Genomic DNA, 20,137 nt, shown 5'->3' with positions numbered 1-20,137 from the left:
CGGCAGAAAATGCCGTCTGTGGGGTAGAAAACGCTGCGCTTGCGCTCTTTGCGCATTTTTTTGGCGGAACGGCTCGCATGCGGCTCTCGCTACTATCAAGGGGTGCCGCTCACCTGATCGCAACCTGCGGGGAAATACCACCATGTCAAGAACATCGCTCATCGACGCCGACCGCAAGCATCTGATTCACCCGGTCATCAACTACCGCGCGCACGAAGCGCGGGGCACCACCGTACTCGAATCCGGACACGGCGCTTATCTGCGCGACATCGACGGCAACGAACTGCTCGACGCGTTTGCGGGCCTGTGGTGCGTGAACGTCGGCTACGGCCAGCAGAGCATCGTCGAGGCGGCGACGCGGCAGATGACGAAGCTGCCCTACGCGACCACCTACTTCCACTTCTCGTCGGAACCCGCCATCGAACTGGCCGAAAAGCTGGTTGCGCTCTCCCCCGCTTCGCTGCAGCACGTCTACTTCACGCTCGGCGGCTCCGATGCGATCGACTCGGCTGTCCGCTTCATCACGCATTACTTCAACGCGACGGGGCGTCCGGCGAAAAAGCAGATGATCGCGCTCGAGCGCGGTTATCACGGATCGTCGAGCGTCGGCGCGGGGCTCACCGCGCTGCCCGCGTTTCACCGCAACTTCGATCTGCCGCTGCCGCACCAGCACCACCTGCCGTCGCCCTATGCATACCGTCAGCCGCAAGGCGACAACGCGCAGGCACTGATCGCCGCGTCGGTCGCCGCGCTCGAAGCGAAGGTGGCCTCACTCGGCGCGGAGAACGTCGCCGCGTTCTTCTGCGAGCCGATCCAGGGGTCGGGCGGCGTGATCGTGCCGCCGGTCGGCTGGCTGAAGGCGATGCGCGACGCGTGCCGCCGTCTCGACATTCTGTTCGTCGCCGACGAAGTCATCACGGGCTTCGGTCGTACCGGCCCATTGTTCGCATGCGAGGCGGAACAGGTCGAGCCGGATCTGATGACGGTGGCGAAGGGGCTGACCTCGGGCTATGCGCCGATGGGCGCGGTGCTGATGTCCGACGAAATCTACCAGGGCATCGCGGGCGATGCGCGCGATACCGCAGTGGTCGGTCACGGCCAGACCTACTCCGCGCATCCGGTCAGCGCCGCGATCGGCCTCGAAGTGCTGCGTCTCTATCAGGAGGGTGGTCTGCTCGCTAACGGTATTGCGCAGGCGCCGCGTTTTGCCGCCGGACTCGACGCGCTGCTCGATCATCCGTTGGTCGGCGACTCGCGTCATCGGGGCCTGCTCGGCGCGCTCGAACTCGTCGCCGACAAGGGTTCGCGCGCACGCTTCGATGCGTCGCTGAAGCTGCCGGACCGGATCGCCGAAGCGGCCTACCGCAACCGGCTCGTGTTCCGCGCGTTCGGCGACAGCATCCTCGGTTTCGCGCCCGCGCTTTGCTTCGGCGAGGCGGAATTCGACCAGCTGTTCGGCCGTTTGCGGCGCACGCTCGACGAAGTGCTCGACCATGCGGAGGTGCGTGCCGCGTTGCGCGGCGCGAGCCGCGCAGCCGCCTGAGCGCGTGATAACATCGGCCTGCGCGTCGCTTGACTCACGCGAAGCGCGATGCAGCGAAAAGCAGAACCTTCGACGGGCAGACCGATACATGACGACAAGCGGCGACACGAAGCTGGACCGGATCGACCTGCGTATTCTTTCGCAACTGCAGAAAAAAGGCCGCATCACGAACGTCGAGCTTGCTGACGCCGTGGGGCTCTCGCCGAGCCCCTGTCTGATTCGCGTGAAAAGGCTTGAAAAGGCCGGCTATATCGTCGGCTACGGCGCACACATCCAGCTGCAGAAACTCGGCGACGTGCAGATCGTGTTCACCGAGGTCACGCTTGCCGACCATCGCCGCGAGGACTTCGCCAAGTTCGAGGCGGCGATCCGCCCCGTGGAGGAGATCATCGAATGCCATCTGGCGAGCGGCGGATACGATTATCTGCTGAAGTTCGTCACGCGCAGCGTCAATCACTATCAGAGTGTGATCGAAGGACTGTTGGAGCGCGACATCGGCATCGAGAAGTATTTCAGCTACGTGATCATCAAGACGCCATTCGTGAAATCCGAATACCCGCTGGAAACACTGTTCTCGCAACGGCATCAATGAAACGGTCGCGGGCCCGGTGAGCTTTCAGGTTGCAATCAGCCGTTGGTGCTCAGCCACTCACCCGGCGTTCTGCCAAGCACGCGCTTGAAATGCCGGCATAGATGGCTTTGATCGAAGAAGCCCACCTCGGCCGCGACGATCGACGGCGGCATGCCTCGCCGCAGCAGGCGTTGCGCATGCCGTACCCGCACCAGCCTCACGTATTGCTGCGGCGACACGCCAATCTCCGCGCTGAAGCGCACCGCAAACCTCGAAATGCTCAGCTCCGCGACGGCGGCCATTTCGGCCAGGCTGATCGGCTCGGCGAAACATGCATCGATGAAGTTGACCGCGCGCTCGACGGCGCGGCTCACTCGATCCGGCACACGTGGCGCATGGCGGTTCGCGCCCGCGAGATCGGGCGCCGATGATGACGACGAGGTTCGGCTCGGGCTCAGCATCGACGCTCCGCTCACACAACGCGCGACGCGGCAGGAGCCGCCGGCGAAGCGCCCCGGCCGGCCGCGAAGCGGCGGATGTCGAACGGCTCGAGCGGCGTGCTGGTCGCGCCCGTGTCGATCAGTTCAGCCATCGTGTCGCCGACGCCCGGCCCCAGCTGGAACCCCGCGCCGCAAAAACCGAACGCATAGAACAGGCCGCTCGTCGTACCGCTCGCGCCCATGATCGGCCGGTCGTCGGGCATATAGCCTTCGACGCCGCTCCATACCCGGATGATGTTCAGCCTGCGCAGCATCGGCGCGACGCGCTGCAACTGCCTGAACTGCAGCAACGTGCTTTGCGGCAGGACTTTCGCGCGGCGTTCGTCGAGATACGCCGGCGCACGCGCGCAGCCGCCGATCACGATATTGCCGCGCGCGACCTGGCGGAAGTACACGACCTCCTCGATTTGCGGCGACGACACGCCGACCACCGGCTGGATCGCATACGGCACAGGTTCGGTCACAGCCATTTGCGGGCCGTTGACGGCGATCGGCACCGCTTCGCCAAACTGCTCCGAGAGCAGATTGCCCCACGCGCCCGCTGTGATCAGCAGCACCGGGGCATGGAAGGTACGGCCCTCTGCGCTCGTCGCGCGAAACTCGGCGCCCTCTTTTTCGACTGTCACGACATCGCAGTTTTCGACGATCTGCGCGCCGAGCCGCGCCGCCGCACGAGCAAACGCGGGCGCCGCGAGCCGCGGATTCGCGTGCCCGTCCATTTGCGAGTACGAGCCCGCCAGCACCTCGGCACCGAGAAACGGAAACCGTGCGCGCAGCGCGTCGCCGCGCAGCAGATCGAGCTTGAGACCGTAGTGCGCGGCCTCCTTCGCATACGTTTCGAACTGATCGGCCTGCTCTTCGCGATAACAGACGCGCACATGGCCGGACATCAGAAACTCGGCGTCGTGCTGGATCAGTTCGGGCAGACGCCCCCAGATTTCGCGCGAACGGTTCGCAAGCGGCAGTTGCGGCAGAAAGCGCCCTTGCCGGCGCACGTTGCCGAAGTTGGTACCGCTCGCCTGCTGACCAACGAGCTGGCGCTCGAGCAGGATCACCGAGCGGCCCCGTTGCCTCAGAAAAAATGCGGCGGAGGCACCCATGAACCCGCCGCCCACGATCAGCACATCGGCTTGTGCGCGGTTCATTCGGTATCCTCCACGGTTGCGATGGCCAGCGGCTTCACGGGTGCCTGCCCGCGAAGCCTGCCAACCTGCTCGAGCGGCACGTGCGCGGCCGCCGCGATCACCTCGGCGCCCGCATGGCCGCAGTAACGTCCCTGGCAGCGTCCCATGCCGACGCGGCTGAACGCTTTGGCGCGGTTCGCTTCCTGCGCGCCTTCGTCGCGCACCACGCGGCGCAGTTCGCCGGCGGTGATGCCTTCGCACCGGCAAACGATCGTATCGTCGGACAGACGGGCCGCCTGCCCGCCAGGCCACGCAAACGCTTCAGCGAGACCGCGCCGGAAGCGCTCCATTTTGCGCTGTTCGCGCGTCAACGTGGCGAGCGTCGCGGCCGGCACCGCACGCCCGAGATCGCTCAGTGCAGCGTAGGCTGCGAGCCGTCCGGCGATCTCCGCGCCATCCGCGCCGAGCACGCGCGCACCATCACCGGCGATGTAGACGCCCTTTTCGGTAGCACGTCCGAGTTCATCGATTTGCGGCACCCATTGCCGCGTCGGCGCATCAAAACGGAACGCGCAGCGCGCAAGGTCGGCCAACTGGGTTTCCGGACGCAGGTGATAGCCGAGCCCCACCGCGTCGCAATCGATCTGCGCGACGTTGCCGCGCGCATCGCGAAAGCGGACGCCAAGCACGCCGTCGTCCGGCGTGCCGACAATTTCGAGCGGCTCGATGCCGTTTTCGACCCGCACGCCCGAGCGCTTCAATGCCGCCACGAGCGCGCGGCCCTTGCGCAACACGTCGACGCGCGCCAGCAATTTGGGCAGCGCACGCAGCCGCGCACCGGTCGTCGACGTGTCGAGTACCGCTGCTACCTTGGCGCCCGCCTGCACATACTGGTTCGCAACCAGATACAGCAGTGGGCCGGTCCCGATGAATACGACCTGGCGGCCAATCGCGCAGGCCTGCGACTTCAGTGCGATCTGGGCGGCACCGAGGCTGTAGGTCCCGGCGAACTGCCAGCCTTTGACCGGCATGAGCCGGTCCGTCGCGCCGGGGCACAGGATCAGCGCGTCGTAGCCCAACGAACTCGCGTGTCCTTCGTGCACGATATGCAGCTTGCCTTGCGCAACGTTCCACGCGAGCGTCTGAGGACGGTAATCGATCTGCGCGCGCAGTCGCTCGAAGCTGCGATGCAGGTCCTCCGCGCGCGCGGCTTCAGTGCCGTACAGCTTCGCGTACGGCCGCGTGAAGCCGTCGGGCTGGCGCCGGTAGATCTGCCCGCCATCGCGCCGACCTTCATCGACGACGATCGGGCGGATGCCGGCCGCCAGCAATGTCTCCGCGCAGCGCACCCCTGCGGGCCCGGCGCCGACGATTACGATGCGAGGTTCGCCCATGGGCCCTCCGGTTGCGTCGTGACGACGCGCGTGCCTGCTTCGACCACGGTGGTGCAGGCGCGCAGCCGCTCGCCGTCCGCGGTCCATACCCAGCAATCCTGGCACGCGCCCATCAGGCAAAAGCCGGCGCGCTTTTCAGCACCGAATTCGGACCGCCGCACATGCCGCACCGAGCACAGCATCGCGGTGAGCAACGTGTCGCCGGCCAGCGCTTCGACGGTCTCACCGTCGATCGTCAGCTCGACTTTGGCGCGAGCCGTCTCGCCCAAGCGTACGAATCTGCCGTTCATGCCGCGGCTCCCGCCATGCCGTCCGGTGACACGTGAGCGTCGCTGCGATTGCTCAGCACGTGGCGCAGGAATTCGCGGGTACGCGCCTCCCGCGGCGAACCCAGCACCTGCTGCGCGGTGCCCTCCTCGATGATGAGTCCCGCGTGCAGAAAGCACACCCGGTCCGCCACTTCACGCGCAAAGCCCATTTCATGCGTGACGACCAGCATCGTCATGCCTTCGCGCGCAAGGGTGCGCATCACGCCGAGCACTTCGCCGACCAGTTCCGGATCGAGCGCCGAGGTCGGCTCGTCGAACAGGATCGCCTTGGGCTTCATCGCGAGCGAGCGGGCAATCGCCACCCGTTGCTGCTGCCCTCCCGAAAGCTGATGAGGATAGGCGTGCAGCTTGTGGCCGAGCCCGACTTTGTCGAGCAGTTCGGACGCTTCGCGTTGCGCTTGCGCACGCGCAAGGCGTTTGACGTGCACGGGCCCTTCCATCACGTTCTCGAGCGCGGTGCGGTGCGGAAACAGATTGAAGCGCTGAAACACCATGCCGACCTGGGTGCGCAACTGGTTGATGTTGCGCGCGCGCTGCTCGACGCGCTCGCCGAGCAGGCGTATCTCGCCTTCGTCGTAGGACTCCAGCGCGTTAATGCATCGCAGCAGGGTTGATTTTCCCGAGCCCGACGCACCGATCAGGCAGACCACTTCGCCCTGGTTCACGTTGAGCGAAATGCCCTTGAGAACAGGTACGGAGCCAAAACTCTTGTGCACATTCGTGATTTCGATCATCGCGTCCTCGCTTCGCACTTACCTGGCCCTGTGCCGACCGAATCGTCGTTCCAGATTGCGGGTCATGCTCATCAGCGGCAGGCTCATCGCCAGGTAGCCGAGCGCGACGAGTGTGTACACCGTCAGATTCTGAAACGTCGACGACGCGATCAACTGGCCTTCGCGAGTCATTTCGGCGACCGTGATCGTCGATGCAAGCGACGAGTCCTTCAGCATCATCACGAGCGTGTTGCTGTACGGTGGCAGAGCCACCTTGATCGCCTGCGGCAGGATCACCCGTACCATCGTCTTCACGCGACCCATGCCGATCGACTGCGCGGCTTCGTACTGGCCCGGATCGACCGCCTCGATACCCGCGCGGAAGATTTCCGCGACGTAGGTCGAGTAACCGAAACCCAGCCCGATGATGCTTGCCTGCAACGCCGATACCTGGATGTGGATATCCGGCAGCACGAAGTAGATGTAGAACAGCAGCACGATCATCGGCAGACCGCGCACGACGTTGATCATCGCGCTCACACCGCGTACCACGTGCGGATAGCGCGACATCTTCAACAGCGCCCAGGCCAGGCCGAGCACGGTGCTCAACAGCAGACAACCCAGCGTGATGATGATGCTCATCATCGCGCCTTGCAGCAGAATCGGTACAAAGTCGGCTATATCTTGCCAGCGCATGTCGTGCCTTCCCTTGCTGTTTGCATTCGTTCAGTCCGCCGCGCCGCTGGGCGGCGAACATCGCGGGGCGGGTCCCGTGTCGTGGCGGGCCCGCCTCCTGTCACGAGAAGCGAATCAGCTCGTGAGGTGCCACTTCTTCAGGATCGTGTCGAGCGTGCCGTCGGCCTTCATCTTCGTCAGTGCGTCGTTGATCTTCGCCATCAGCGCACTGTTGCCCTTCTTCACCGCTATCGCGATGTCGAACTTTTCCATCGGCACATAGGCATCTTCGACCCGCGTTCCCGCCATCGCGCCCGCCGCCTCCTGGGCCTTCAGGATCGGATAGTCGTTGAAGCCTGCGACGATGCGGCCAAGCGCGACGTCACGCGTCATGTCGGCCGGGCTGTCGTACATCTTCACTTCGGTGAAGATCCCGAGCTTCTTCAACTGATCGCCATAGTCGGTGCCGGTCGGCGCACCGACCGTCATGCCCTTCATGTCCTGCACCGAGTGATAGACGGCCTTGTTGCTCTCCTTCACGATGATGCCTTCGCCGAACGCCGTAACCGGCTGCGAGAAATCGACCACTTCGGCGCGCTTCGGCGTCGGCGTCATGCCGGCCACGATGATGTCGATCTTGCCCGATACCACCGACTGGATCAGCGCCGAGAACGGCACCGCGTCGTACGACACATTGAAGCCCTCGCGCTTGCCGATCTCCTTCACGACGTCCGGCATCAGACCTTCGATCTTCTGGGTCTTGACGTTCATGAACGTGGTCGGTGCGCTCGACGGCGGCGAGCCTGCAGTCAGCGTCGCTCCTTCGGCCGCGTGGGCGGCGTGGGCGGCGCCGAACATCATCGTCATCGCGAGGCCCGCGCCCGCGGCAAAGCGCTGCACGGTGTTGAAACGGACGGCGGAAGCAGGCTGGAACATGAAACGCAACATGGGGATTTCCTTTGGGAATAGTGTTTTTCAATCTGCGCGCTGCCCTGGCATCTGACAGTAGCGATCAGTCGATCCGTTCAATGCAGTACATCCTGCAACCTGTAATACGCGCCGACCAGCGGCAGAAACCACGCGCGTCCGAAGTGTCCTGGAATCGCGGGCCATTCGAGCGTTCGCCACGGATTGCGCGCGGCGGCGCCGAACATCACGTCGGCCATCAGTCGACCCATGTGCACGGACATCTGCACACCGTGACCGCTGTAGCCCATTGAATAAAACAGTCCTTCATGCTGTCCCGCGCGCGGCAGGCGGTCGGCCGTCATGTCGACGAGGCCGCCCCAGCAGTAATCGATGCGCACATCGGCCAGTTGCGGGAAATATCGGGCGAGCCCGTCACGCAGAATCCGCCCGCTCTTTTCGTCCGAACGCGGGTTCGACATCGCAAAGCGCGCGCGGCCGCCGAACAGCAAACGCTCGTCAGGCGTGGCCCGAAAATAGTTGCCGATGTTCAGCGTCGTCACATACGAGCGACGCGTCGGCAACAACGCATCGAGGCGGTCCTTGCCGAGCGGCTCGGTCGCGACGATGAAGCTGCCGACCGGTGCGATGCGGCGCCGGAACCATTGCAGCGGACCGACCTGCGACGCGCCCGTGGCGATCAGCACGCGTTCGGCGCGGACCGTGCCGAGCGGACACTGCACGTCGAACGCGCTGCCGCCGAGTGGTTCCAGGTTCGTCACCGGCGCGTTCTCGTAGATCAGCGCGCCGCGGCGTGCCGCCGCCGCGCCGAGACCCACGCCGAATTTGCCCATGTGCATCTGCATCCCGTTGCGCTGCACGAGACCGCCGAAAAAGCTGTCAGACGCGATCTCCTTGCGGATCTGCTCGGGCGGCACCAGTTCGACATCAGGATCGACCTCGCGCCGCAACACCTCGTACGACTTCGCAAGCGACGCGAAATGCTGTGGCTTCGCCGCGAGCTTGATCTTCCCGGAGTGGCGCAAATCGCAGTCGATCCGCTCTTCCGCGATGATCGATTTCACCGTCTCGACGGCGCCCGCATACGCGCGATAGAACTCCGCCGCGCGCTCGCTGCCGATGCGCGCGGACAACGCGGCGTAGTCCTGCGCGACGCCCGTATTGCAATGGCCGCCGTTACGGCCCGATGCCTGCGCCGCGAGCCTGCCCGCCTCGAACACGATCACCGACTTGCCGCGTTTGGCGAGTTCCAACGCCGCCGACAGTCCGGTGAAGCCGCCGCCGACCACGGCCACGTCCACCCGCTGCGGCAGTGGGCTCTGGGTGCCTCCGGTAAACCGTGGCGCGGTGTCGAGCCAGTAGGAGTCGAGCTTCATCGTGATGCATTCCTGTCGGTTGGGTGCGCCGCTCACTTGCGCACGGGAAGCGATGTCGCCATAGGGCCGAAGCTATCGATCAGAGACCGAGCAGCGACGCCAGTTGCGGAATGCCCGACACTTCGTTGACGCCGTAGTACGGGTTCAGCGGCTCGTGGCTACGGTTGACGAACGCCTTGTGCTTGATGCCCATGTCGTACGCGGTCATCAGGTCATAGCGGAAGCTCGACGACACGTGCAGCACGTCTTCGGGATTGCAGTCCAGTTGCGAGAACATGTACTCGAAGGCTTTCTGCAGCGGCTTGTACGCCTGCGCCTGCTGCGCGGTGTAGACCTTGTGGAACGGCGCACCGAGCTTGTCGACGTTGCTGTGGATCTGGTCGTTCGACGCGTTCGAAAGGATCACCAGCTTGTACTTCTTGGCCAGTCGCGACAGCCCTTCGGGCACGTCCGCGTGCGGGCCCCAGGTCGGCACGGCTTCGTAGATTTTCTGCGCGGTCGCTTCGTCGAACGGCACGCCGGTGCGTTCGCAGGTGCGGCGCACCGAGTTCACGACCACGTCGCGGTAGGGTTTCCATGCGCCCAATACTTCGTCGAGGCGGTAGCCACGGAAGAATTCGACGAACTCGTCCATCTTCGCCTTGTCCAGCTTGTCGCCGTAAAGCTGCCGCGCGGTCTGGCCCATCTGGAAGTTGGTCAGCGTGCCATAGCAGTCGAAAGTGATGTACTTCGGTTCGAAATCGATCATGGTCAACATCCTGTCGTCGTGGCGAACCTGTTCGCAGGCTCGGGGTTCAGTTTCGGGTTGAATCGATGCGGTTGCTGCTTGCGTAAAGCCGGTGTAACGCGATTGTTCACAACGTTTCGAAATCGATCAGCACACTCTTGTGCCGCATGCAGGCCACCATTGCCTCGCGGCCGAGATCCTTGCCGATACCGGATTGGCCGAAGCCGCCCGTCGGAATGATCATGTCGCCGCTGCGGCCGTAGCGGTTTATCCAGATCGTGCCCGCCGCGATGCGGCGCATCGCCCGCAGCGCCTGGCCGATGTCGCTGCTATGGACACCCGCCGCGAGACCGTAGATCGGATGTGCGGCGAGCGCGATGCCCTCTTCCTCGTCTTTGAATGTCTGTACCGTCAACACCGGGCCGAACAGCTCCTCGCGCACGGCGGGTGTCTCCGCAGTCACATTGGCGATCAGTGTGGGGCGGTGGAAATAGCCTTCTGCGGTGCCTTCGTAAAAGCCGCCGCCGAAGATCACTTCCGCGCCGCCCTCGCGGCTCTGCTCGACCAGCGCTTCGATGCGCCGCGCCTGGGGCGCACTGATGATCGGCGAATAAGCGGTGCGGCTGTCCCACAGCGGACCTGGCTTGATCGGCCGCAGTTGCCGTTCAATCGCGGCGATCAGCGGCTCGGCGATGCGCTCGTGCACGATCAGCCGCGTACCGGCCACGCAGGCCTGCCCGCCGTTGGCGGTAAAGCCGCGGGCGACGCAGCGCGCCGTATGTTCGAGGTCCCGCACATGCTCGAACACGAGTTGCGGGCTCTTGCCGCCGAGTTCCAGCGTGACGGGCTTGGTGCCGTGCATCGCGGCGTCGCTCATGATCGCGGCGCCCGTGCGGGTCGAACCCGTGAAGCTCATCTTCGAGATGCCCGGGTGACGCGTCAGCGCCGCGCCCGCCGTCGCGCCACGGCCGTTCACCACGTTGAAGATGCCGGGCGGCACGCCGGCTTCGATCGCGAGTTCCGCAATTCGCAGGGTCGAATAAGGCGTCATTTCCGACGGTTTCATCACGACCGCGTTGCCCGCCGCGAGCGCGGGGCCGCACTTCCATGAACACATCGACAGCGGGAAATTCCATGGTGTGATCGCACCGATCACGCCGTACGGCTCCGATGCGATAAAGCCGAGACTGTCGCGACGCGTGGCCGCGATATCGCCACCGAGCTTGTCGGCCAGCTCCGCGAAAAAGCGGATCGCTTCGGCGGTGAACGGCACGTCGGACGCGTAGCTTTCCGCCACCGGGCGCGTCGAGCTGACCGTCTCGAGTTGGGCGAGGCTCACCGCATCGCGATCGATCAGTTCGGCCCAGCGGCTCAGCACCTTCGCGCGTTCACGCGGAGAACGCGTGCCCCAGCCGCTCGTCTTCCATGCAGCAAGCGCATTGCTCACTGCGTAATCGACGGTCGCGTCCGACGCATCCGGCACATGGCCGAGCAGAGCGCCATCCGAGGGCCGTTGAACGGCGATCTGCGCCTCGCCCGCCGAATAGTACGCACCGCCAATGAAATGCCCCTGCGGCAACTGAACGGTTGAAGGATCGAAATCGAGTGACGGAATGGACATGCCTGGCCTGATCTGTAGGTTCAAGTTTGTGGGACCGCGTGCGTCAACGCACTGATGATTCCGGCACCACCCGGCACTGCTGTTCGCCTTCGCGACCACCGAATGAACGAACATCGGATGAAGTTCATTTTAATGAACATCAAATGAAATACTAGTGGTCAAAAATAAACTTTATGAAAAGTTCGTTGTGCGCTGCGATAGGTTGCCTGCCGCGCAGAAGGCGCTGCGGCACCGGCGCACATAAGCGGCAGGCCCGTGCGAGCGCGTCCCGCCGTTCGTGCAACGCAAAACCGAAAAGGGCAACAGGGAATGAAAGGCGTCGAGGTCAGCCGAGGTCCAGCTGAACCGGACGCGACGCATCGGAACGATCGGGGGAAAGAGAGGAAGGACAGAGTCGCGCGCCACACGGCACGCGGCTCGAACTACAGACGGATCAAAGATGAATCACGGGCGGCTGCGTATTCATGATCCATAGCAAACGCGCGGTCTTCTTGCTTTCGTTGTGCACACTGTGCGGCACCGTGCTCTTGAACTGGAAGCTGTCGCCCGCGCGCAGTTCGGAGCGCCGGTCGCCGACGTTCAGCACGACAGTGCCTTCCAGCACCAGCCCCGCCTTCTCGCCGATGCCGACCAGCACTTCCTCCGAACGGGAACCGGCCGGCAGCATGATGATCATCATCTGCAAATCGTGATCGCCGTGCGGCGACAACAATTCTTTCTGCATGCCGTTCGTGCCGACTTCGAACAGCGGCCGCTCGGCCGCCTTGCGCACGAAATCGCCGGTGACCGGGTCCGAGACCGCGTCGTCTTCTTCGAGCAGCGCGGTGAGCGGAACCTCCAACGCCTGGCGCAGGCGTTCGAGAATCCGCACCGACGGATTGGCCTTGTTGCGCTCGACCTGGCTGACCGTGCCTACCGATACGCCCGCGCGCATCGCCAGCTCGTTGATCGACAGCCCCTGCGCGACGCGCAGCGCGCGCAGACGAGTGCCGACGTCGCCGTGACCCGGGTCGGCCGCGCGTTTCCTGCTGATCTGTGTTCGCTGCATGGGTTTCCTGTCGATGACGTTGCGATTGTTGTGCCGGACACGCGCCGTGGCATGCGAAGAAGCTTTGGCCGCTTCACCACACCGAACGGTCGTGCAATTTCCATCATTATATTGAATATAGCACCATCGGAGTGAACGACAAAATACCTGCGCGGTTGCGCTGCGCGTGACTGGCCGACGCGGATCGAGCCCGACCACGCGCGCGCTCGAATAACAAAAAGATCGTCCTATGAAGCGAGCGCTGGGAATGCGAAAGTCTAGGCTGACCACGCCGCCAGCAGGAGTTTGCAGTGTCCAAAATAGTGAAGAAATCACCACGCTACCGCCGTTTCACGTCCGATGACATCGCGGCCGCGCATGGCCTCTCCGTTGCGGTGCGTTGGCCGCACCGCGCCGAGGACTGGCGCTTCATGTACGACGCCGGATGCGGCTTCGTCGCCGAAGACAACGGCACCGTGATCGGCACCGCGCTGTGCTGGAAATTCGGCGCCGACCGGGGCACGCTGGGCCTCGTGATCGTGTCGCCGGACGAACAGGGACGCGGCATCGGCCGCAAGCTGATGGAACTGGTGCTAGAAGAACTCGGCAACCGCGTGACCTTCCTGCATGCAACGCTCGCCGGCAAGCCGCTTTACGAAAAGCTGGGCTTCGTCGCCTGCGGCGGACTCACCCAGTATCAGGGAACGCCTGGCAGCGTGGCCGCCGTCGCGCCGCCGCCCGGCGAGCATCTGCGCGCGGCGACGCCTGCGGACACGCCCCGCCTGATCGAAATCGCGTCGCGTGCGAGCGGCCTCGAGCGCAGCGCGACGATTCCGTCGCTGCTCGAATTCTCGCAAGCCGTGGTGCTCGAACGCGACGGCGAAGTACTCGGCTTCTCGCTGTTCCGCCCGTTCGGACGCGGCTACTCGATCGGGCCGGTCGTCGCGCAACGCTCCGCCGACGATCAGCGCGCCCACGCGCTGATCTCGTACTGGCTCGCGCAGCATGCCGGCGATTTCGTGCGGATCGACGTGCCGGGTGACGCCGGCATCAACGACTGGCTGACGAGCCTCGGCCTGACGCGCGTCGATTCGGTCGAAAAGATGGTGCGCAACGCTTCTGCCGACGCGCGCGAGGCGGCCCCCGACGCGACCTGGCGCGCGTACGGCATCATCAATCAGGCGATGGCATAAACGGCGATGACCGTCCTCTACAAAGCCGATCCGGTGCGTGGCGCGCTATGGGCCGAGCGCTTCGCGCAGCTCGCGCCCGAGATCCGCTTCCGCGTCTGGCCCGATCTCGGCGATCGCACGGCCGTGCGCTATCTGGTCGCGTGGCAGCCGGGCGACCTCGCGCTCACGCTGCCGAATCTCGAAGTCGTGTTCTCGGTCGGCGCGGGCGTCGACCAGCTGGATCTCTCGCAGATTCCAGCCCATCTGCCGGTGGTGCGCATGCTCGAACCGGGCATCGTCGAAGGCATGGTCGAGTATGTGACCGAGGCGGTGCTGGCGATTCACCGCGATCTGTTCGACTACGCGTCGCAACAGCAGGCGCGCGCCTGGCAGCCGTTGCCGCTGCGCGCCGCCGCGTCGCGCCGCATCGGTGTGCTCGGTCTGGGCATGCTCGGCACCGCGGTAATGCATCCTTTGCGGCTGTTCGGCTTTGCATGCGCGGGCTGGAGCCGCTCGCAGCACGACCTCGAAGGTGTCGCCTGCTACGCGGGCGAGGCGGGGCTCGATGCGATGCTGGCCCGCACCGACGTGCTGATCTGCCTGCTGCCGCTGACCGACGCGACGCGCGGGCTGCTGTGCCGCCGGGTATTCGACAGGCTGCCACGAGGCGCGTCGCTGGTGCACGTCGGGCGCGGAGCCCAACTCGTCAGCGGCGATCTGCTCGGCGCGCTGCAAAGCGGGCAGATTCATAGCGCGGTGCTCGACGTCACCGACCCCGAGCCGCTCCCCGCGGACCATCCGCTGTGGGCGCAAGCGCGCGTGCGCATCACGCCGCATATCGCGAGCGCGACGCGGCCCGAATCGGCTGTCGATGCGGTGCTGGAAAACCTGCGTCTGCATCGCGCCGGCGAGCGCATGAACGGCCTGATCGACCGGACCCGCGGCTACTGATACCGATGCACGGCCCGACACCAGAACGCCCCCCCAATTGGCGATCCGCGCGGTGTCGGCAGACAGCGCGCGATCAACGCAAGGAGAGACACGTATGATCCGCAAATACCGCATTGCCGTCATTCCCGGCGACGGCATCGGCACCGAAGTGATGCCCGAAGGCCTGCGCGTGCTGGACGCCGCCTGCCAGCGCTTCGACATCGGCATCGACTACCGCCATATCGAATGGGCGTCGTGCGAGTACTACGCGCAACACGGCCAGATGATGCCGGACGACTGGAAGCAGCAGTTGCAGGACTGCGATGCGATTCTGTTCGGCGCGGTCGGCTGGCCCGACAAGGTGCCCGACCATATTTCGCTGTGGGGATCGCTGCTGAAGTTCCGCCGCGAATTCGACCAGTACGTGAACCTGCGGCCGGCGCGTCTGTTCGACGGCGTGCCGAGCCCGCTCGCCAACCGCAAGCCCGGCGACATCGACTTCATGATCGTGCGCGAGAACACCGAAGGCGAGTATTCGTCGGTGGGCGGCACGATGTTCGAGGGCACCGAGCGCGAAGTCGTGATGCAGCAGTCGATCTTCACGCGCCACGGCACCGAGCGCGTGATGAAGTTCGCGTTCGAGCTGGCGCAGCGCCGCGCGAAGAAGATCACGGTTGCGACGAAGAGCAACGGTATCGCGATCAGCATGCCGTGGTGGGATGCGCGCGCCGATGAAATGGCCGCGCGCTACCCCGACGTCAAAATGGACCGTCAGCACATCGACATTCTGTGCGCGCGTTTCGTGCTGAACCCCGACCGTTTCGACGTGGTGGTTGCGTCGAATTTGTTCGGCGACATCCTCTCCGACCTCGGTCCGGCGTGCACCGGAACGATCGGCATTGCGCCATCAGGCAACCTGAATCCTGACCGGCGCTTTCCGTCGCTGTTCGAGCCGGTCCACGGCTCGGCGCCCGACATCGCCGGCAAGGGCATCGCCAATCCGGTCGCGATGATCTGGTCGGCCGCGATGATGCTCGACTTTCTCGGCGACGGCGCGGGCGTCGAGCGCGATGCGCACGATTCGATCGTCGCCGCGATCACGCAGGTGCTGAAGGATGGCCCGCGCACGGGCGACCTGGGCGGCAGCGCATCGACTACGGAAGTCGGCGCGGCGATCGCCGCGCGCGTCGCCAGCGAGCGTCGTCCATAGGCACCGATCACTGACAGCGCAGACGGCAGGACTGCCCGGCGCGTGTCGGGCGCTCCGCCGTCGCACGCCAACCGCACTGGAGACCTCATATGAGCACGAATCTCGAACAGCAGGCCCGCGCGCTGATCCGCACGGACAACTTCATCAACGGCGAGTGGGTCGCGGCCGCGAGCGGCCGCCGCTTCGCGGTCACCGACCCGGCAACCGGCAAGCTGATCGCCGAGGTGGCCGACAGCGGTCCCAGCGACGCGCGCGCCGCCACCGACGCCGCCGCCAGGGCGCTGCCCGCATGGCGTGCAAGGCTCGCGAGCGAACGCGCAGCCGTGCTGCACCGCTGGCACGCGCTGATCGTCGCGAATCGCGACGCGCTCGGCGCGCTGATTTCGCTCGAACAGGGCAAGCCGCTCGTCGAAGGGCGCGGCGAGGTCAGCTATGGCGCGTCGTACGTCGCGTGGTTCGCCGACGAAGCCACCCGCATCTACGGCGATCTGATTCCACAGCAGCAGCGTGGCAAACGCATGAGTGCGATCAAGGAACCGATCGGCATCGTCGCCGCGATCACGCCGTGGAATTTTCCGCTCGCGATGATCGCGCGCAAGATCGCGCCGGCGCTCGCGGCAGGCTGCACGGTCGTCGCGAAGCCCGCTGAAGACACGCCGCTCACCGCCATCGCGCTGGTGATGCTGGCGCACGAGGCGGGCGTGCCAGCCGGCGTGCTCAACCTGATCTCGGCCTCGCGCGCCGGCGCGGCGGAGACGGTCGGCGAATGGCTCGCCGACAGCCGCGTGCGCAAGATCACGTTCACCGGATCGACGCCCGTCGGCAAGCACCTCGCGCGTGAATCGGCTGGCACGCTGAAGAAGCTTTCTCTGGAACTCGGCGGCAATGCGCCCTTCATCGTATTCGACGACGCCGACCTCGATGCCGCGGCCAATGGCCTGCTCGCCGCGAAGTTTCGCAATGGCGGGCAGACCTGCGTGTGCCCGAACCGCGTGTACGTGCAGCGCGGTGTCTACGAGCACTTCTCCGCGCTGCTGTGCGCGAAGGTGGCCGAGCTGCGGGTCGGCCCCGCGAGCGATCCCGCTTCGCAGATCGGGCCGATGATCAACGAACGGGCGGTGGACAAGATCGCGCGTCATGTCGACGACGCGCTCGCGAATGGTGCGCTCGTGCTGACTGGCGGACGGCGGCTCACCGAGTTGGGACCGCACTACTACGCGCCCACGGTGCTGGGCAACGCCACGGCGTCGATGGCGTTGTGCGGCGAGGAAACCTTCGGCCCGGTCGTGCCGCTGTTCCCGTTCGACAGCGAGCAGGAGGCGGTGCAGGCCGCGAACGACACGCCGTTCGGGCTCGCGTCGTATTTCTATAGCGAGAACATGCGCCGGATCGAGCGCGTATCGCGCGCGCTCGAAGCGGGCCTCGTCGGCATCAACGAAGGCACGCTCGCTTCTGAGGCGGCGCCGTTCGGCGGCGTGAAGGAATCCGGCTATGGTCGCGAAGGATCGAAGTACGGACTGGATGACTATCTGTCGATCAAGTATCTGTGTCAGGGAGGACTGGAGTAAACATGCAAGCCTATCCGATCGAAGTCGAATTCCCGGACATCTCGGCGCACGCCGACGGCAACACCGGCATTGCATACGTGCACACGTTCGACTCCGGCCAACCCGGACCGCATGTGATGATCAACGCGCTCACGCACGGCAACGAAGTGTGCGGCGCGATCACCGTCGACGCGTTGCTGCGCGGCGGGTTGCGGCCGCGCCGCGGCAAGCTCACGCTGTCGTTCGCGAACGTCGCCGCCTACGCGCGCTTCGATCCGGCAACGCCCGACAAGGCGCGCTTCGTCGATCAGGACTTCAACCGCGTATGGACCGCCGCGAAACTCGACGACGTGGCAACGCGCTCGTCCGAACTCGATCGTGCGCGCGCGATGCGGCCGGTGATCGACACGGTCGATCTGCTGCTCGATCTGCATTCGATGCATGAAAAAAGCGCGCCGCTGATCGTCGCGGGCCCGCTGCGCAAAGGTGCGGAACTGGCCGAGCGGCTCGGCGCGCCCGCCACCGTGATCCAGGACGAAGGCCATCCCGAAGGCCGCCGGATGCGCGACTACGAAGGCTTCGGTGACGACGCGAGCGCGCAGAACGCGCTGCTGATCGAATGCGGCCAGCATTGGGAAGCCAGCGCGGTGACGGTCGCGCGCGACTGCACCGCGCGTTTTCTGCTGCTGTCGGGCATCGTCGACGCGGCGGATCTGCCGTCCGGCTGGATTAGGCCGCTGCCCGACGAAATGCGCATCGTCCGCGTGACCGAACCGGTCGTTGCAAAGAGCATGGACTTCCGCTTCGCGGGGCCCTACACCGGGCTCGAAACCTTCGAGCACGCCGGCACCGTGATCGCCTGGTCCGATGGCCAGCCGGTCGCGACGCCGTACGACGACTGCATGCTCGTGATGCCGTCGCTGCGCCAGTTGCGCGCCGGCGTCACCGTGGTCCGGCTAGGCCGGATCGAACGCCGTATCGACCTGCGCTCACGCCAACAGGAACAAACCACATGAAAGTTCAGCAAATCAGGCAAGCGGCGGAAGTCACCGCCCTCGAGGATTGGGGAACCGCCGGCCTGCCCGGCACCGAGCCGTCACGCGTAGCGGGACGCCAGTACGTGATTCCGGGTCATGACGCGGTCGACACCGGGCTGTTCGAGTGCTCGCCCGGCACCTACAGGCGTTCCGTCAAGCAGGCGGAGGTCATGCATTTCATCAAGGGCAGCGGCACCTTCACACCCGACGGAGAAGACACGATCCGCTTCGCCGCCGGCGACACGCTGTTTTTCGAAGCCAACACCGAAGGGCTTTGGAACATCGACGAAACGCTGCGCAAGATCTACGTGATCTTTTGACTGCAACGACACGCACCCGGTATTCGCCGCTCTCATCCATCATGGTTGCTCGAACATGCTAAGAATCGACGAAGTTTCGAATAGCGACGGATTCCCCGCTCGCTGTGACGTCGCAGTGATCGGCGGCGGCATTATCGGCGTCAGCACCGCTTACGAGCTTGCGCGGCGCGGCGTATCGGTGGTGCTGCTCGAGAAAGGCATCATTGGCGCCGAACAATCGGGACGCAACTGGGGCTGGGTGCGTCAGCAGAACCGCGATCTGCACGAGTTGCCGCTCGCGATGCAAAGCCTCGCGCGCTGGAGCGAGTTGAGCGACGAACTCGGCGAAGACATCGGCTTCAGGCGAGCCGGCATCCTGTACGGAAGCGAGCAGTCCGCGGACGTCGCGCAATGGGAAACATGGCTCGGCCGGGCCCGTGCGCTCGGCTTCGACAGTCAGCTGCTGTCGGCTCGCGAACTGGCGGCGCGCGTTCCCAATGGTCAGGCGAAGTGGGCAGGCGGCGTGTGGTCGCATTCCGATGGACGCGCGGAGCCGTCGAAAGCGGCGCCCGCCATTGCAAGAGGCGCGCAACGACTCGGCGCGCGCGTGCATCAGACTTGCGCGGTTCGCGGACTCGATATCAGCGCGGGCCGTGTCTCCGGTGTATGGACCGAGCGCGGCCTGATCGGCGCGAGCAGCGTCGTGCTGGCCGGCGGCGCGTGGAGTGCCCTCTTCTGCCGGCGTCATGGCATCGATCTGCCGGCGGTCAATGTGATCGGCACCGCGCTGCGCACGGCCGAAGCGCCGGCCGTGATAGACGGTTGCTTCTCCGGCCCGAACTTTGCGATGAGGCGGCGGCTCGACGGCGGCTATACGATCGCGGTCCCCGGCTACGGACGCATGGAAATCGCGCCGCAGAACCTGCGGCACGCGGTCAAGTTTCGCAAGATGTTCCGCAGCAAACTCAACAAGAAGCTCAAGTTCCGGATGGCGCAACCGTTCTTCGGCGGCCCCGAAGGGAGTGCCGACTGGCGTAACGACGACATCTCGCCGTTCGAGCTAACGCGGGTTCTGAATCCTGTGCCCGATGCCGAGTGGCCGACCCGTGCGCTGGCAAACGTCGCGACGGTGTTTCCCGAGCTGTCGGGACTGCGTGTCGCGCATGCTTGGGCCGGCGCGATCGACACGACGCCCGATCTGGTGCCGGTGATGTCGCGTGTGGACAGCACGCCCGGCCTCGTGATCGCGTCCGGGTTCAGCGGTCATGGCTTCGGACTGGGACCGGGCGCCGGCATGCTGGTTAGCCGCATCGTGACCAACCACGCGACCGGGATCGATATTCAGCCCTACCGGTTGACGCGCTTTAGCGATGGAACCCGGCTGGCGAGTCCCGAGATGATGTGACGACCCCGCG

20 protein-coding genes are annotated in these 20,137 nt (G+C 65.2%); 9 read left to right on the top strand and 11 right to left on the bottom strand.

The window, feature by feature from the left end; translation table 11 throughout:
- Positions 1–142 precede the first annotated feature (142 nt).
- Both ACLFKU_RS32250 and ACLFKU_RS32245 read left to right on the top strand, forming a co-directional pair.
- Positions 143–1,543, top strand: coding sequence for an aspartate aminotransferase family protein (locus ACLFKU_RS32250; RefSeq protein ID WP_410851813.1), 1,401 nt, complete (start codon positions 143–145; stop codon positions 1,541–1,543).
- Between the two features lie 88 nt (positions 1,544–1,631).
- A complete protein-coding gene (locus tag ACLFKU_RS32245) occupies positions 1,632–2,135 on the top strand; it encodes an Lrp/AsnC family transcriptional regulator (RefSeq protein ID WP_176110758.1) in 504 nt (167 codons plus the stop codon).
- Positions 2,136–2,170: 35 nt separating this feature from the next.
- On the opposite strand, the gene ACLFKU_RS32240 is transcribed toward ACLFKU_RS32245, so the two are convergent.
- The 11 genes from ACLFKU_RS32240 to ACLFKU_RS32190 all read right to left on the bottom strand — a co-directional run bounded on the left by ACLFKU_RS32240 (position 2,171) and on the right by ACLFKU_RS32190 (position 12,548).
- Positions 2,171–2,575 carry a helix-turn-helix domain-containing protein gene (locus tag ACLFKU_RS32240; RefSeq protein WP_410851812.1) on the bottom strand — a complete coding sequence of 135 codons (405 nt, stop codon included), beginning with the start codon at positions 2,573–2,575 and terminating at the stop codon, positions 2,171–2,173.
- Between the two features lie 11 nt (positions 2,576–2,586).
- Positions 2,587–3,759 (bottom strand): NAD(P)/FAD-dependent oxidoreductase, encoded by a 1,173-nt coding sequence (locus ACLFKU_RS32235; RefSeq protein ID WP_410851811.1) that lies wholly within the window; start codon positions 3,757–3,759, stop codon positions 2,587–2,589.
- Positions 3,756–5,132: an FAD-dependent oxidoreductase gene (locus tag ACLFKU_RS32230; protein ID WP_410851810.1), complete on the bottom strand. Its 1,377-nt coding sequence runs from the start codon at positions 5,130–5,132 to the stop codon at positions 3,756–3,758. The genes ACLFKU_RS32235 and ACLFKU_RS32230 overlap by 4 nt, the downstream gene beginning before the upstream one ends.
- Positions 5,111–5,422: a (2Fe-2S)-binding protein gene (locus ACLFKU_RS32225; protein WP_410851809.1), complete on the bottom strand. Its 312-nt coding sequence runs from the start codon at positions 5,420–5,422 to the stop codon at positions 5,111–5,113. The genes ACLFKU_RS32230 and ACLFKU_RS32225 overlap by 22 nt, the downstream gene beginning before the upstream one ends.
- A complete protein-coding gene (locus tag ACLFKU_RS32220) occupies positions 5,419–6,195 on the bottom strand; it encodes an amino acid ABC transporter ATP-binding protein (protein WP_018435684.1) in 777 nt (258 codons plus the stop codon). Before ACLFKU_RS32220 ends, ACLFKU_RS32225 begins: the two co-directional genes overlap by 4 nt.
- Before the next feature lie 18 nt (positions 6,196–6,213).
- Positions 6,214–6,870, bottom strand: coding sequence for an amino acid ABC transporter permease (locus tag ACLFKU_RS32215; protein ID WP_368585186.1), 657 nt, complete (start codon positions 6,868–6,870; stop codon positions 6,214–6,216).
- Between the two features lie 114 nt (positions 6,871–6,984).
- Positions 6,985–7,797 carry a substrate-binding periplasmic protein gene (locus tag ACLFKU_RS32210; protein ID WP_368585185.1) on the bottom strand — a complete coding sequence of 271 codons (813 nt, stop codon included), beginning with the start codon at positions 7,795–7,797 and terminating at the stop codon, positions 6,985–6,987.
- 77 nt (positions 7,798–7,874) lie between these two features.
- Positions 7,875–9,152 (bottom strand): NAD(P)/FAD-dependent oxidoreductase, encoded by a 1,278-nt coding sequence (locus ACLFKU_RS32205; protein WP_410851808.1) that lies wholly within the window; start codon positions 9,150–9,152, stop codon positions 7,875–7,877.
- Positions 9,153–9,231: 79 nt separating this feature from the next.
- A complete protein-coding gene (locus tag ACLFKU_RS32200) occupies positions 9,232–9,900 on the bottom strand; it encodes a haloacid dehalogenase type II (RefSeq protein ID WP_368585183.1) in 669 nt (222 codons plus the stop codon).
- A 106-nt stretch (positions 9,901–10,006) separates the two neighbouring features.
- Positions 10,007–11,500, bottom strand: coding sequence for an aldehyde dehydrogenase family protein (locus ACLFKU_RS32195; RefSeq protein WP_368585182.1), 1,494 nt, complete (start codon positions 11,498–11,500; stop codon positions 10,007–10,009).
- 433 nt (positions 11,501–11,933) lie between these two features.
- Positions 11,934–12,548: a cupin domain-containing protein gene (locus tag ACLFKU_RS32190; protein WP_368585181.1), complete on the bottom strand. Its 615-nt coding sequence runs from the start codon at positions 12,546–12,548 to the stop codon at positions 11,934–11,936.
- Between the two features lie 290 nt (positions 12,549–12,838).
- On the opposite strand from ACLFKU_RS32190, the gene ACLFKU_RS32185 reads away from it, so the two are divergent.
- The 7 genes from ACLFKU_RS32185 to ACLFKU_RS32155 all read left to right on the top strand — a co-directional run bounded on the left by ACLFKU_RS32185 (position 12,839) and on the right by ACLFKU_RS32155 (position 20,127).
- The gene (locus ACLFKU_RS32185; RefSeq protein WP_410851807.1) at positions 12,839–13,720 is read left to right on the top strand and encodes a GNAT family N-acetyltransferase; all 882 of its coding nucleotides are present in this window, start codon (positions 12,839–12,841) and stop codon (positions 13,718–13,720) included.
- A gap of 6 nt (positions 13,721–13,726) precedes the next feature.
- A complete protein-coding gene (locus ACLFKU_RS32180; RefSeq protein WP_410851806.1) occupies positions 13,727–14,650 on the top strand; it encodes a 2-hydroxyacid dehydrogenase in 924 nt (307 codons plus the stop codon).
- Between the two features lie 94 nt (positions 14,651–14,744).
- Complete coding sequence (locus ACLFKU_RS32175) at positions 14,745–15,839, top strand: tartrate dehydrogenase (protein ID WP_410851805.1); 1,095 nt, start codon at positions 14,745–14,747, stop codon at positions 15,837–15,839.
- Between the two features lie 89 nt (positions 15,840–15,928).
- Positions 15,929–17,407, top strand: coding sequence for an NAD-dependent succinate-semialdehyde dehydrogenase (locus ACLFKU_RS32170; RefSeq protein ID WP_410851804.1), 1,479 nt, complete (start codon positions 15,929–15,931; stop codon positions 17,405–17,407).
- A gap of 2 nt (positions 17,408–17,409) precedes the next feature.
- On the top strand, positions 17,410–18,402 hold the full coding sequence (locus ACLFKU_RS32165) for a M14 family metallopeptidase (protein ID WP_410851803.1): 993 nt from the start codon (positions 17,410–17,412) through the stop codon (positions 18,400–18,402).
- Positions 18,399–18,743, top strand: a complete 345-nt coding sequence (locus tag ACLFKU_RS32160; protein WP_018435672.1) for a cupin domain-containing protein — start codon at positions 18,399–18,401, stop codon at positions 18,741–18,743. Before ACLFKU_RS32165 ends, ACLFKU_RS32160 begins: the two co-directional genes overlap by 4 nt.
- Before the next feature lie 55 nt (positions 18,744–18,798).
- Positions 18,799–20,127, top strand: a complete 1,329-nt coding sequence (locus ACLFKU_RS32155; RefSeq protein ID WP_410851802.1) for an NAD(P)/FAD-dependent oxidoreductase — start codon at positions 18,799–18,801, stop codon at positions 20,125–20,127.
- Positions 20,128–20,137: the final 10 nt, after the last annotated feature.

Origin of the sequence: Paraburkholderia sp. EG304 (genome assembly GCF_046543485.1) — a bacterium.
Classification (GTDB): domain Bacteria; phylum Pseudomonadota; class Gammaproteobacteria; order Burkholderiales; family Burkholderiaceae; genus Paraburkholderia; species Paraburkholderia youngii.
Note: the sequence above shows the minus strand (reverse complement) of the source record. Positions and strands in the feature narration are given on the sequence as shown.

Excerpts from the sequence above, each read along its gene's own strand:
- ACLFKU_RS32180 (WP_410851806.1), top strand. The coding sequence starts at position 13,727 with ATGACCGTCCTCTACAAAGCCGATCCGGTGCGTGGCGCGCTATGGGCC.
- ACLFKU_RS32170 (WP_410851804.1), top strand. The coding sequence starts at position 15,929 with ATGAGCACGAATCTCGAACAGCAGGCCCGCGCGCTGATCCGCACGGAC.
- ACLFKU_RS32235 (WP_410851811.1), bottom strand. The coding sequence starts at position 3,759 with ATGAACCGCGCACAAGCCGATGTGCTGATCGTGGGCGGCGGGTTCATG.
- ACLFKU_RS32225 (WP_410851809.1), bottom strand. The coding sequence starts at position 5,422 with ATGAACGGCAGATTCGTACGCTTGGGCGAGACGGCTCGCGCCAAAGTC.
- ACLFKU_RS32230 (WP_410851810.1), bottom strand. The coding sequence starts at position 5,132 with ATGGGCGAACCTCGCATCGTAATCGTCGGCGCCGGGCCCGCAGGGGTG.
- ACLFKU_RS32215 (WP_368585186.1), bottom strand. The coding sequence starts at position 6,870 with ATGCGCTGGCAAGATATAGCCGACTTTGTACCGATTCTGCTGCAAGGC.
- ACLFKU_RS32195 (WP_368585182.1), bottom strand. The coding sequence starts at position 11,500 with ATGTCCATTCCGTCACTCGATTTCGATCCTTCAACCGTTCAGTTGCCG.
- ACLFKU_RS32160 (WP_018435672.1), top strand. The coding sequence starts at position 18,399 with ATGAAAGTTCAGCAAATCAGGCAAGCGGCGGAAGTCACCGCCCTCGAG.
- ACLFKU_RS32205 (WP_410851808.1), bottom strand. The coding sequence starts at position 9,152 with ATGAAGCTCGACTCCTACTGGCTCGACACCGCGCCACGGTTTACCGGA.
- ACLFKU_RS32175 (WP_410851805.1), top strand. The coding sequence starts at position 14,745 with ATGATCCGCAAATACCGCATTGCCGTCATTCCCGGCGACGGCATCGGC.
- ACLFKU_RS32220 (WP_018435684.1), bottom strand. The coding sequence starts at position 6,195 with ATGATCGAAATCACGAATGTGCACAAGAGTTTTGGCTCCGTACCTGTT.
- ACLFKU_RS32155 (WP_410851802.1), top strand. The coding sequence starts at position 18,799 with ATGCTAAGAATCGACGAAGTTTCGAATAGCGACGGATTCCCCGCTCGC.
- ACLFKU_RS32165 (WP_410851803.1), top strand. The coding sequence starts at position 17,410 with ATGCAAGCCTATCCGATCGAAGTCGAATTCCCGGACATCTCGGCGCAC.
- ACLFKU_RS32250 (WP_410851813.1), top strand. The coding sequence starts at position 143 with ATGTCAAGAACATCGCTCATCGACGCCGACCGCAAGCATCTGATTCAC.
- ACLFKU_RS32245 (WP_176110758.1), top strand. The coding sequence starts at position 1,632 with ATGACGACAAGCGGCGACACGAAGCTGGACCGGATCGACCTGCGTATT.
- ACLFKU_RS32200 (WP_368585183.1), bottom strand. The coding sequence starts at position 9,900 with ATGATCGATTTCGAACCGAAGTACATCACTTTCGACTGCTATGGCACG.
- ACLFKU_RS32190 (WP_368585181.1), bottom strand. The coding sequence starts at position 12,548 with ATGCAGCGAACACAGATCAGCAGGAAACGCGCGGCCGACCCGGGTCAC.
- ACLFKU_RS32240 (WP_410851812.1), bottom strand. The coding sequence starts at position 2,575 with ATGCTGAGCCCGAGCCGAACCTCGTCGTCATCATCGGCGCCCGATCTC.
- ACLFKU_RS32210 (WP_368585185.1), bottom strand. The coding sequence starts at position 7,797 with ATGTTGCGTTTCATGTTCCAGCCTGCTTCCGCCGTCCGTTTCAACACC.